The sequence below is a fragment of the Nostoc sp. KVJ3 genome, from assembly GCF_026127265.1.
In the GTDB taxonomy this organism is placed as follows: Bacteria; Cyanobacteriota; Cyanobacteriia; order Cyanobacteriales; family Nostocaceae; genus Nostoc.
In genome coordinates, this window is the sequence record NZ_WWFG01000002.1 from 3,386,373 (window position 1) to 3,397,846 (window position 11,474).

Here is an 11,474-nt window from a genome sequence, read left to right on the forward strand (position 1 = left end):
CACCCTAACCCTCCCCTTGTAAAGGGGCTACGGTGTACACACAAGTAGACCTAGAGCGAGTTTCCAGCCAAGAAAGGTGGATTCAAACTGATAAAGTCCACGAACTAAAGTAATAATTCCTGGAGGTTTTTGAGACCTATAACCAGACCAACCACCAAGTCGAGCAATAATCCAAGTAGCCCAAGATAGGGAATGAGGAGGATAGGGATTTTGTTGAAGTCGAGTTTTTCCATCTATTGTTGGTGCGTAGGCGTAGCCCGCCGCAGGCATCGCAGACAAACATTGCTGTTGTTCATCCGAGAAGGCAATAGTTGCAGGCAAATCAGGATTATCCCGTCCCTGAATCAGTTGTAAAATTTGGACAGCAACTGACAAAGCCAACACAGTTAGTCGCTGGATGGCAGCAATCGACTCTAATTGCGTAGCTTCGAGATTTAATCCGGCAGTTTTGAGAGTGGCAAACAGTTGTTCAATTTGCCATCGCCATGTGTACCATCTAATGACACAGAGCGCTTGTTCTAAACAAACGACTTGATGAGTAGTCAATAATCGCCAATGAATCGGTTCTTGACCTTTGGGTGGGTTGACTTCAACGGCTTCAACTGCATAAAGGGTCACACTGGCAGGATAATCTTGGGAATTCAATTTATCTGGAGGCTGAATTTTCACTACCGCACGGCGAACGATTAATAATGCCTCCCTTGCCGTTCTACCAAGACGTGGATCTGCGGGGACATCCACGGTATAAGTTCCCTCGCTAGGCTGTTGGTTTAAATACGTATAAAGTGATTGAGTCTGTCCTGCAAGGCGACGGTCTTGACGCGCTCTTACCAATACATGATTGTTTTGATTTGGGACAGTAGCAAATTCCTCATATAAATCGCTTTCTCGGTCGGCGATATGAGTTACCACTTTGGCATCACCAGCACTTAAACATTGCTGAGTATCCGTTGCCGAACGCAGCCACTTATATGATTCCTTTTCAAATATCGGCAATTTCTGGTACTTTCGTTCGTGCTTATCCGCATGGTTGATGTCTCTAGTCCACAGTTGTACTGTGCTTATCCCCAAGGGAAATCCATTTTCTGCATCCAATATTAGGGTTGGGTGAATATAAAATCCTACATCTGTGTTGTTTCCCACTACACCTAGACCCTCTGCTTTCAACCTGCCTACATGAGACTGCAAATTAATTTCGCTAGTATCACTTATTGCTAATACATGTTTTCTTTCTACCTGCAATATGCAGTGGTCGCTGAGGCTTCGGATTAATTCCCCTACTGTGACGTTCTCATTCTCCAAAAAGCGGTAGTAGGCTACTTGTTCTGCTCTGTTTCTACTTATTTGACGGACGCTGACTGATTGATGTTTTCCGATTGCTTCGTACAATGCTGCCCCCTTTTTATCAACCTTGGGTCGCCAAATGCTTTTCCTGACCAGAGTTGAGTATGAATTCTTATTGGATTTTCCACTCTCATTTGCCCCCTCAAATCCCTTCCCCTAGTAGTTTACTTCTACTTGTGTGTACACCGTAGCTTATAAAGGGGGGATTAAGGGGGGTAAAACGTCTGTGGGATAAGCTATTTTTAGCTTAAGTTGACACCAATGATTTATGAATTGCCCCTACGGATAGGGGGTCTAGCTACCATCAAACAATGATTAATAATTTCAACCTAAACAGATGAATTTCAATCCACTCAATCTTAATCAATGGAATCAATGGTTGAATCGTAGGCAGCTTCAGGTTCTAGAAGCAGCTTATAAAGCGGCGCAGAATATTAAAGCGCTGGAAGACAAATATTTTAATGGTGGCAAGATTACCTATGCACCCAATCAAACCAAAACCCTGGTGGAGTACGTGCAGAGTTTACGCCAAAGCCAGATTTTCCAGTAGTTTCTTTTTCAGCTTTTGATGGTTTGGCTGAGAGTTCAAATTGGATTTTGGTGATAATCTGGGGATAAATCTGCTTCCCCTAAAAGATATCAAATGGGTTCTATAAAACTCTTTTCCTCTCTACCCATGACTCCACAAACTCCTACAAAAGCGATCGCTATTTTCGATATTGATGGCGTTGTGCGCGATGTTAGCGGTTCTTATCGCCGTGCGATCGCAGATACCGTAGAATATTTTACTACCCAAGCATATCGGCCAACCCCACAAGATATTGACCAACTCAAGTCTGAAGGTGTGTGGAATAACGATTGGGAAGCATCGCAAGAATTAATTTACCGCTACTTTGAAACTCAACAACAAAGCCGCGAACAACTGCAACTAGATTACAGTGCGATCGTGGCTTTTTTTCAATCCCGCTACCGTGGAATAGACCCAAATAATTTTACTGGGTATATCTGTAATGAACCTTTATTATTACAACCTAGCTATTTAGAACAACTTACCCAAGCTGGGATTGCTTGGGGATTTTTTAGCGGTGCAACTCGTGCTTCTGCTAACTATGTATTGGAAAAACGCCTGGGTTTGCAATCTCCGGTGTTGATTGCGATGGAAGACGCACCAGGTAAACCAGACCCTACTGGACTTTTTGCTACAGTTCGTGAATTAGATAATGGAATTGAGCAAAGATTAGCAATCGTCTATGTGGGAGATACAGTAGCAGATATGTATACTGTAGAAAGAGCGCGAGGTCTAGATTCTTCTCGGACTTGGATTGGTGTAGGAGTTTTACCGCCCCATGTCCAAGAAACAGCATCGCGTAGTGATGCATACAGTGAGACACTGCTAGCAGCAGGAGCAGCAGTAGTTTTGCCTAATGTGCAGGAATTGACCCCAAATCAGATTCAAGAGTTGGTGAGTTCATCTCCCCGATCTATGTTCTAAGATTAATCAAGCTACATATGTATGGATGACTGGCTAATAACAATCTTGCCGCAAGCATTAGGAAATTAATAACAATGTCTGCACTTAAACTACCTAACGGGCCTCAAACTCACCCTTGGATACAGATGTATCAGTGGCTTACTAATCCCTTAGAATACATGGAAGCCTGTACTAAACGTTATGGTGATATCTTCACCCTTCAACTTGGATCAAATTTTGCTCCTCAAGTCTTCGTTAGCAATCCCCAGGCAATTCAGCAGATTTTTACTACAGATCCAAAACAGTTAGATTCTGGTGAACCAGCAGGGATTAAAGCGCCGTTATTAGGACAGCAATCATTACTGGCGCTAGATGGAAAGCCTCACCAGCGACAACGGAAGCTGTTGACACCACCCTTCCACGGGGAACGGATGCTGGCCTATGGCGAGTTAATCCGTGAGATCACGGAGCAAGTGAGTAGCCAGTGGCAGCTTGAAGAAACCTTTGCAGTTCTGCCGTCTATGCAAGCAATCTCTTTTCAAGTGATTTTGAAGGCTGTATTTGGTCTAGAAGATGGGCCACGTTACAAGAAACTCAACGAACTCCTAATTGCAATCCTGAATCCCAAAATCCCTTTACTAAGAACAATTTTACTTGTTTTCCCATCACTGCGACAGGATTTAGGATCGTGGAGTCCTTGGGGTAAATACTTGCGTTTACGAGAGCAAATCGATCAACTCATCTACGCCGAGATTCAAGAACGCAAAGCACAACCCAATCTATCTGGGACTGATATTTTATCTTTGATGATGGCTGCTCGTGATGAAGCGGGAGAGCCGATGACAGACTTGGAATTACGTGATGAACTGATGACTTTATTAGTGGCGGGTCACGAAACTACTGCAACTTCCTTATCATGGGCGCTGTACTGGATTCATCATCAGCCGCAGGTACGGGAAAAACTGCTGCAAGAACTAGATAATTTGGGTGAAAAACCAGATGCAAACGCTATTTTCCGATTGCCTTATTTGAATGCCGTCTGTTCTGAAACACTACGTCTTTACCCAGTGGCAATGTCGGCACTAAATCGATTAGTCAAATCACCGCTACAAATTGGGGGATACAACTTTGAGACTGGGACTATACTAATTCCCTCTATTTATTTGACCCATCATCGAGAAGATTTATATCCTGAGTCGAAGCAATTTAAGCCAGAGCGTTTTCTGGAACGGCAATTTTCTCCCTATGAGTATTTACCGTTTGGTGGTGGGAACCGTCGCTGTATTGGCATGGCATTTGCCTTGTTTGAGATGAAACTGGTTTTGGCAACAGTGCTGTCTCGCTGGCAAATGGAATTGGCTGATAGTAAACCAGTGAAGCCAGTACGTAAGGGTTTGCTATTTAGTCCAGCAGGTGGCGTGCAGATGGTGGTAAAGGGGAAGCGCTTGCAAAATCAGCCAGTCTTTGAGATTAGCTTGAGTTAACCGAAACAGTTCTGAGTAAAACGAAGCAGATGAGGAAGAGTTACTTAGCACTACTAAATTTAAAGACTTTGAGAATATGATATCTAGGGAGGCATTTACCATGAAAGATGTTGTAAGTTTGGTAGAAGAAATTATTCAAGGAAAAGGTTATGTCTTAATTCCTGAATTATTAAGTCCAGTACAGTCTGAAGAAGCGCGATCGCTTGTTCTCGAAATTGCTGAGAAAGAAAAGCCTCTAGGAAAAGTATTGCTTGATGACCAAAGAGAACGAATATATGGCTTAATCTATAAGGGGAAAATCTTCGAGTTAATGGTGCAGCACCCAACAGTCATCGAAGTCATTGAAACCATTGTGGGGAAAGATATGACTCTCGGAACTTTCTCGGCTCACATACTTAATCCTGGTGCAACAAATATGGGGGTACACGTAGACTATCCCTATTGGACAATGAAACCACCTTTTCCAAGTTATCCTGTGATGGAGATTCAAGTAATTTGGATGGTTGAGGATTTCACACAGGAGAATGGCGCTCCTGTTTTCGCTCCTGGTAGCCAGAAGCTTTGCAGTCCCCCTGACTTAGCACACTTTTCAAAAATTGCTGAGAAAGTAACTGGAAAAGCTGGCTCAGTAGTAATCTCCCACGGTCTTTGCTGGCATGATACATCTGTCAACTCCTCTCAAAAACCAAGAGTATCGATTCTAGGCAACTATGCTCCTAAGTTTGTGCGTCCTTTCAAAAACCCATTGGATGATATGCAGCAAGAAGTTATAGATCGTGCTAGCCCTAAACTAAAACAGCTACTCGGATACGAATTGAAGTCAGCTTTTTATAATGATGTTCAAAGAATCCGGTCAGGAAATTGGAACTGATAAAACGAGTCGGAGTTCATCATCAACTTCATTCTGATTATTGTATTTAAGCCAAGACAGGCTTACCTGTAGATACAGCCTGCTCAATAATATCAGCCGCTCGACTTACTCCCCCAGCCGCGTGAGTAGCTGCTTGTAATCTGAGAGCATTCTGTTTATAAGATTCTTCTGTCAACACGCGCTTAATAGCATTTTTCAATGTGGGAACATTCAGTTTTTTGAGGGTGACAAGCTCACCCGCTCCTGTCCAAGCGATACGCGCTGCTACTCCAGGCTGGTCATTGGCAACTGGGATTGCCACCATTGGCACTCCTTTTTTCACGCATTCCATTGTTGTATTCATTCCCGCATGAGTAATCATGAGGGTGGCTTTTTCCAGCACTTCTAATTGAGGTGCATACTCGACTACTAAAGGATTTCCTGCCAAGTCTGGCAGTGATTCTGGTTTAGCAGAACCTCCCAGAGAAATCACCAACTGAGCATCCAAATCTTCACAAGCTGAAGCAATAGTCTGAAAAACCCAAATCAAACGATTTTGCAATGTCCCCATCGAAGCGTAAATTAACGGTTTACCCGTCAATTTTTCATAAGGAAAAGAAACAGTTGCTCGACTAGCTGAAGTATGGTAACTTCCGGTGAAATGGAACCAAGGAGCTAATTCTTCCCTGGGAAATTCAAATTCAGCAGGTGCATTACTTATTTGAGCCAGTGGAGAGTAGCTATCTTTAAGATTAGAATACAGGGGTAATTTCCACTCTCGACGATATTCATTAATCAAATCTTCAAGTGGTTTGACAACACTATTAAGTAAGGTGTAACCTATTTGGTTGCGTAAACGTGCCCACGCAGATGGGCTATACTTCCAAGTGGTGAAAAAAGGAGGAACGCTAGGTTCTCGATTCAGCACCACAGCGCTGCACACAGTAATGAAAGGAATTTTCAGAAACTCGGCAATTGTCCCTCCCTCTACTGAACTTTGGTTTACTAGCAAAGCTTCTACACCTGCTGCTTTAATTGCTGCTGGAGCATCTTGGAGTGTCACAGATGAAACACGCTTCAGCAGATCAATGGTGTATCGAAATGCAGCCAATCCACGCAGTTGGCCTAATTTGCTAAAGGTTTCTGCTGTTGAGCCAGGAACAAAATCTTTTTCACCAATTGCTTGGAATTCTATTCCTGCTGCCAGTGCCTTAGATTGAGTATCGAGTGAGCCGAAGAGGGTGACGCGATGCCCACGCCGTTGAAGTTCCTGCCCCAAGGGAAGCATAGTGTTGAGGGGGCCAGTTGCTGCACCAGGACAGATGATGCCAAAATGAGTCATAATCAATGCCTTTATTATTTGATTTTCAAGAATTTATCTAAAGCCACTACCATGCTTGGAGGCCAACGACGGATATTTGTTACCCAGTCGATATCCTTGTAGCGGCTATCCAGTCCATAAGCTGCTACCCAGTTACTTTCGGCTTCGCCTTGTTCTCCATTTACCCAATATGCAGCTGTGAGGGCGGCACGCACATCAGCAAACCTGGGATATTTACGGACAATATTTCGCATCTCGCGGATTGCTTGCTCTTTTTGACCAGTTTCATAAAGAGCGAGGGCGTAATTAGCACGGGCAAAGGCAAAATTTGGGGCTATCTCATTAGATTTTTTGTAGTCTGCGATCGCATCTTCCCATTTTCCTAAACCTGTTTTGGCATTACCCCGATTGTTATACGCCATCGCATCTTTAGGATCTAGCTCTAGAACATGATTATAATCTGCGATCGCATCTTCCCATTTTCCTAACCCTTCCAATGCCGCCCCCCGATTTAAATAAGGATCGGTGACATTTGGTGCTAGTTCTATGGCTTTGTTATAATCTGTCAACGCCTCTTGTAACTTATTCTGACTCACCCGCGAATTTCCCCGATTACTCCACGCCCCCGCATTCGTCGGAAATTGTTCAATAATCTTTGTCCAGTAAGTTTCAGCCGTAGCGAAATCACCTTGATTGGTCGCTGTAAACGCTTGATTTGCCCACTCATCACCTTGTTTTAACTGTTCTTGAGTAATGGGTGGTTGAGATTGTGCCATGACTGGTGTACCCCAGGCAAACACAAGCAACACACTGAGAAAAATACCAATCAACTTAATCATCTAGGTTTACCTGTATCTATCTTGAACGTGAGGAGCAGGGGAGCAAGAATTTTAGATTTTAGATTGAAATTTAATCCAAAATCCAAAATTGAATTGCCCAATGCCCAATTTACAATAATGACAATTGTTCATTAGGGGGCGTGAATCCCAAATGCTTATATGCTGCCTTTGTCGCCATCCTTCCACGATGAGTTCGAGTTAAATATCCAATCTGCATGAGGTAAGGTTCATATACTTCTTCAATTGTTTGGGTATCTTCACCTGTGGCAGCAGCCATTGTTTCCAACCCCACAGGGCCACCATTAAATTGTTCAATTATCACACTTAGCATCTGGCGGTCTGTCCAATCTAAACCGCAAGGATCTACTTGGAATAGTTGCAATGCCTCAGATGCAATGCTTTCAGTAATCTCTCCCGACAACTTTACTTCTGCATAATCACGTACTCGCTTAAGTAGCCTATTAGCAATCCGTGGTGTTCCGCGTGAACGACGGGCAATTTCTGTAGCACCATCTTCTGTAATGGGGGTTTTGAGTAATTGAGCGGTTCGCAGTACAATTTGAGTCAGTTCGTCAACTTCGTAGAATCGGAGTTTCTGAATTAAACCGAAGCGATCGCGCAGTGGTGAAGTTAAAGCACCTACACGGGTTGTAGCTCCCACTAAAGTAAACTTTGACAGTGGCAAACTTCTAATTCGAGCGCTGGAACCCTTACCAATAGTAATATCTAAGCGATAATCTTCCATAGCCGGATACAGAATTTCCTCAGTCATCCGCGAGAGGCGATGAATTTCATCCACAAATAAAATATCCCCTGGTTTCATGTTCACCAGTAGCCCGACAATATCCCGTGGACGTTCTAGGGCTGGCGCACTGGTAATTTTGTAATTTACCCCCATTTCCGATGCTAATATCATTGCCATTGTGGTTTTGCCCAATCCCGGTGGCCCATATAGCAGCAAGTGATCCAGTACCTCACCACGAGACTTAGCTGCTTTAATGGCAATATCTAGCACATCCTTTAAATCTTTTTGCCCAATGTAATCGGCAAATCGGTGCGGTCGAATCCCTTCTTCCTGCTGTTCTTGTTCATCAATAGCAGCTTCAGGCTTCAAAATATTTTCTGTGGATGGTGCTTTCGCCGACTCTCGACGCTGCTTTGGTTCTCCGTTGGGTTCTGGAGGCTGTTTTTTCGAGGAGATTATCGCCATAATTCAGCTATCAACTTTTAAGGGACTAGGGAGTAGGGAGTGGGGGCAGGGGAGGCAGGGGAGGCAGGGGAGGCAGGGGGAGCAGGGGGAGCAGGGAGCAGGGAGAATAATTTTCCCCTCAGCCCCCCGCACCCTGCCCCTCTGCCTCTTTTCAATGCCCAATGCCCCATTACTGTGAAAATTTTAGTTTGAGAATACCCACGCCAATTTAAAATTTAAATTCCGGTCAATTATCCAGAAGTACAAAAGTTATTATGTTATCTAAAAGAATCTTACCGTGCTTAGATGTGAACGCGGGACGGGTTGTAAAAGGAGTTAACTTTGTCAATCTCCAAGATGCGGGCGATCCAGTAGAGTTGGCCAAGGTTTACAACGAAGCCGGTGCTGATGAGTTAGTATTTCTGGATATTACAGCTACTCATGAAGACCGAGCTACTATTTTAGATGTGGTTTACCGGACTGCTGAACAGGTCTTTATTCCATTAACTGTGGGTGGTGGCATCCAATCCTTAGAAAATGTTAAAGCTTTGTTACGAGCCGGCGCAGATAAGGTTAGTATTAATTCTGCGGCGGTGCGTGATCCAGACTTAATTAATCGGGCTAGCGATCGCTTTGGTAATCAGTGCATAGTTGTTGCTATTGATGCCAGACGTAGAAATAACCCGGAAAATCCAGGGTGGGATGTGTATGTGCGAGGTGGCAGAGAAAATACAGGCTTAGATGCCCTATTGTGGGCACTAGAAGTTGAAAAACGCGGGGCTGGAGAACTGCTGGTAACAAGTATGGATGCTGATGGAACCCAAGCCGGGTATGACATCGAGATCACACGGGCTATTGCAAACGCTGTAGAAATTCCAGTTATTGCTTCTGGTGGTGCAGGTAATTGTGAACATATCTACACCGCTCTCACCGAAGGCAAGGCTGAAGCAGCATTACTGGCATCTCTATTACATTACGGACAATTAAGCGTAGCAGAAATTAAAAATTATTTGCGCGATCGCAATGTGCCAGTAAGAACATTATCTTGATCCACAACTTCCCAGCGAATGGCATCTATCCTAGGTTAGACACACTTCCGAAAAAGGGTGTTAATATTATTTTACAAGTATTAACAAATATTAAAAAATATGTTGCTTCCTATTTTACTTTTTGATGTAGCCCTGGTAGCATGGTCGCTACACTTAATGGAAAAAGCCTACGAGAGCAAAGAATTTTCTCTGATGTTGGCTGGTACATTGGTAGCTCTCGCTGCTGCTGCTATGTTAGTAGTTTACTTTTTGATGGGGCACTGTATGACCTACTTGTTGCAAGTGTCGTTGTGAGTGCTGAGTGGTAGAGGAGATATTTAAAATTAGTTTCTACAAAAAGCTTGACAAGGTACTAGGAATCAAGAGATTATATGTAATGGATTTTAAGGGGTTATAGCGCAGTTGGTAGCGCACCTCAATGGCATTGAGGACAAAAGCCCTAGAAAGCTTATTCTTACGTTAGTTTCCTATAGGTTGTCTTAGCAAAGTTGCATAAACTTGCATAGGACAATGAAAGAACTGAAGGTTAGGAAAAATGGTAAGAAATGCTTACTCAGATGGACTCATCGAGATGAAGACTACTCCCTAACTTGGGGCCATTGGGATAATCCTGAAGAGAAAGCTAGATTATCCTACTGTGGTAAATTAATATACCAGGACTGTTTAATAGGTGAATTTGATACTGCCCTTACTAAGTATAATCTTTGGTTACAGGGCATAATTTATAGTGGTAATGGTGGCGGAGTTAAACCTGCTGAGTCCAGGTTCCCTCCTCTAATACAGATGTTAGAGCAGAGAATAGAGGACAGATATAACAGCGCTGATATTGGTCTTCTTGGGTCTTTGAAGGCATATAAAAAGCTAATTAAAACCTCAGCAGATGCTAAGGCATTTATGAAGTGGCTAACTGAAGTTAGAAAGTTAGCCCCTAGTTCTAAAAAAAGATATTTAGCTGTACTTCAAGTAATTAGAAAAGATTTATTTGGGGAAATAAAAGTTAGAGTTGGTGAAAAACCTAAAGCTAAACCTTTTACAAAAGTAGAAGTTGCCCAGATATTAAATCACCTTAAAGAAGATAGGCACTACTCCCATTACTACGACTTTATCTTACTCCTGTTTAATACTGGAACTCGGACTTCTGAGGCTATTGGGCTGCTCTGGCGAGATGTAGATTTAGTTAAAAGGGAACTACATATCTATGAAACTTTAGGCCGCTACAAAGGTAAGACAAATGTACGAGAGAGACGTACTACCAAGAATACTAAGTACAGAATCGTTCCAATAAATAATGCGGTTTACAAAATGCTAGTCAGAAGACCCAAAGGGAGGGTTGAAGATTTAGTGTTTACTTCTCCAACAGGTTTATGCATAGATGACCATAATGTTTCTCAAAGGTGTTGGAAAATTACCCTCAAAACATTAGGTATAGCGCATAGAAATCTATATCAAACTAGGCATACTTTTGCTAGCCATTGCATTGATAGTGGAATGACTATTCAGGAGACTGCTGCTATCACAGGGCATAGCATTAAAATGCTTTATGAGCATTATTTAGGGAGTGTTAAAAGACCTGTGCTGCCTGAACTTTAATACAAATATTAACCAAACAAAAGTAGTCATTATGAATGCTAAGGATTTAGAAGGTTTGCTTTCTCAACTACCAGAGGGCGCGGAGATTAATTTTTTTGGAACCGTTGTTAAAAGAATGGATAATGCAATCTGGCAACGTTTATTTCCTGTTAACCCAGAAAATCAAATAAATAAAATAGAAGTAAATGAACCTGTAGAGGGTGAAGAGAAAAAAGGAAATTAATATGGTGGGTTAATTATTCTTTTAACCAGAAAAAGTGTAAAACAATTTATCTGCTAATTTACCCTACAAGTTAATGAACACACTTTAGGGAGAATAATACAGGTAAATTATATG

At 42.7% G+C, this 11,474-nt stretch carries 12 protein-coding genes; 8 read left to right on the plus strand and 4 right to left on the minus strand.

Annotated elements, in window-relative coordinates; all coding sequences use genetic code 11:
* Positions 1 to 27: 27 nt before the first annotated feature.
* Complete coding sequence (locus GTQ43_RS30525; RefSeq protein WP_265276584.1) at positions 28 to 1,377, minus strand: IS4 family transposase; 1,350 nt, start codon at positions 1,375 to 1,377, stop codon at positions 28 to 30.
* 304 nt (positions 1,378 to 1,681) lie between these two features.
* Between GTQ43_RS30525 and GTQ43_RS30530 the strand changes: the two genes are divergently transcribed.
* From GTQ43_RS30530 to GTQ43_RS30545, 4 genes are all read left to right on the plus strand, one after another.
* Positions 1,682 to 1,894, plus strand: a complete 213-nt coding sequence (locus tag GTQ43_RS30530; protein WP_265276374.1) for a hypothetical protein — start codon at positions 1,682 to 1,684, stop codon at positions 1,892 to 1,894.
* A 126-nt stretch (positions 1,895 to 2,020) separates the two neighbouring features.
* Positions 2,021 to 2,836 carry a TIGR01548 family HAD-type hydrolase gene (locus GTQ43_RS30535; RefSeq protein WP_265276585.1) on the plus strand — a complete coding sequence of 272 codons (816 nt, stop codon included), beginning with the start codon at positions 2,021 to 2,023 and terminating at the stop codon, positions 2,834 to 2,836.
* A 74-nt stretch (positions 2,837 to 2,910) separates the two neighbouring features.
* Positions 2,911 to 4,299, plus strand: a complete 1,389-nt coding sequence (locus tag GTQ43_RS30540; protein ID WP_265276375.1) for a cytochrome P450 — start codon at positions 2,911 to 2,913, stop codon at positions 4,297 to 4,299.
* Between the two features lie 100 nt (positions 4,300 to 4,399).
* Positions 4,400 to 5,170, plus strand: coding sequence for a phytanoyl-CoA dioxygenase family protein (locus GTQ43_RS30545; protein ID WP_265276376.1), 771 nt, complete (start codon positions 4,400 to 4,402; stop codon positions 5,168 to 5,170).
* 46 nt (positions 5,171 to 5,216) lie between these two features.
* Here GTQ43_RS30545 and GTQ43_RS30550 read toward each other — a convergent pair whose 3' ends face one another.
* The 3 genes from GTQ43_RS30550 to ruvB form a co-directional block, all read right to left on the minus strand.
* Positions 5,217 to 6,491, minus strand: coding sequence for a glycosyltransferase (locus tag GTQ43_RS30550; RefSeq protein ID WP_265276377.1), 1,275 nt, complete (start codon positions 6,489 to 6,491; stop codon positions 5,217 to 5,219).
* A gap of 14 nt (positions 6,492 to 6,505) precedes the next feature.
* Positions 6,506 to 7,309, minus strand: a complete 804-nt coding sequence (locus GTQ43_RS30555; protein ID WP_265276378.1) for a tetratricopeptide repeat protein — start codon at positions 7,307 to 7,309, stop codon at positions 6,506 to 6,508.
* 109 nt (positions 7,310 to 7,418) lie between these two features.
* Complete coding sequence (ruvB, locus tag GTQ43_RS30560; protein ID WP_265276379.1) at positions 7,419 to 8,519, minus strand: Holliday junction branch migration DNA helicase RuvB; 1,101 nt, start codon at positions 8,517 to 8,519, stop codon at positions 7,419 to 7,421.
* Positions 8,520 to 8,773: 254 nt separating this feature from the next.
* Here ruvB and hisF point away from each other — a divergent pair, with 254 nt between their 5' ends.
* The 4 genes from hisF (at position 8,774) to GTQ43_RS30580 (ending at position 11,360) form a co-directional block, all read left to right on the plus strand.
* A complete protein-coding gene (hisF, locus tag GTQ43_RS30565) occupies positions 8,774 to 9,547 on the plus strand; it encodes an imidazole glycerol phosphate synthase subunit HisF (protein WP_265276380.1) in 774 nt (257 codons plus the stop codon).
* A 99-nt stretch (positions 9,548 to 9,646) separates the two neighbouring features.
* Positions 9,647 to 9,841 (plus strand): hypothetical protein, encoded by a 195-nt coding sequence (locus GTQ43_RS30570; RefSeq protein ID WP_012410736.1) that lies wholly within the window; start codon positions 9,647 to 9,649, stop codon positions 9,839 to 9,841.
* A 216-nt stretch (positions 9,842 to 10,057) separates the two neighbouring features.
* Entirely contained in the window at positions 10,058 to 11,137 is a 1,080-nt protein-coding gene (gene xerC, locus GTQ43_RS30575) for a tyrosine recombinase XerC (protein WP_265276382.1), read from the plus strand.
* A 31-nt stretch (positions 11,138 to 11,168) separates the two neighbouring features.
* Complete coding sequence (locus GTQ43_RS30580; RefSeq protein ID WP_265276383.1) at positions 11,169 to 11,360, plus strand: hypothetical protein; 192 nt, start codon at positions 11,169 to 11,171, stop codon at positions 11,358 to 11,360.
* The last annotated feature ends 114 nt before the right edge of the window (positions 11,361 to 11,474 follow it).

Coding starts and splice junctions, on each gene's coding strand:
- GTQ43_RS30530 (WP_265276374.1), top strand. CDS start 1,682: ATGAATTTCAATCCACTCAATCTTAATCAATGGAATCAATGGTTGAAT.
- GTQ43_RS30535 (WP_265276585.1), top strand. CDS start 2,021: ATGACTCCACAAACTCCTACAAAAGCGATCGCTATTTTCGATATTGAT.
- GTQ43_RS30540 (WP_265276375.1), top strand. CDS start 2,911: ATGTCTGCACTTAAACTACCTAACGGGCCTCAAACTCACCCTTGGATA.
- GTQ43_RS30545 (WP_265276376.1), top strand. CDS start 4,400: ATGAAAGATGTTGTAAGTTTGGTAGAAGAAATTATTCAAGGAAAAGGT.
- GTQ43_RS30550 (WP_265276377.1), bottom strand. CDS start 6,491: ATGACTCATTTTGGCATCATCTGTCCTGGTGCAGCAACTGGCCCCCTC.
- GTQ43_RS30555 (WP_265276378.1), bottom strand. CDS start 7,309: ATGATTAAGTTGATTGGTATTTTTCTCAGTGTGTTGCTTGTGTTTGCC.
- ruvB (WP_265276379.1), bottom strand. CDS start 8,519: ATGGCGATAATCTCCTCGAAAAAACAGCCTCCAGAACCCAACGGAGAA.
- hisF (WP_265276380.1), top strand. CDS start 8,774: ATGTTATCTAAAAGAATCTTACCGTGCTTAGATGTGAACGCGGGACGG.
- GTQ43_RS30570 (WP_012410736.1), top strand. CDS start 9,647: ATGTTGCTTCCTATTTTACTTTTTGATGTAGCCCTGGTAGCATGGTCG.
- xerC (WP_265276382.1), top strand. CDS start 10,058: ATGAAAGAACTGAAGGTTAGGAAAAATGGTAAGAAATGCTTACTCAGA.
- GTQ43_RS30580 (WP_265276383.1), top strand. CDS start 11,169: ATGAATGCTAAGGATTTAGAAGGTTTGCTTTCTCAACTACCAGAGGGC.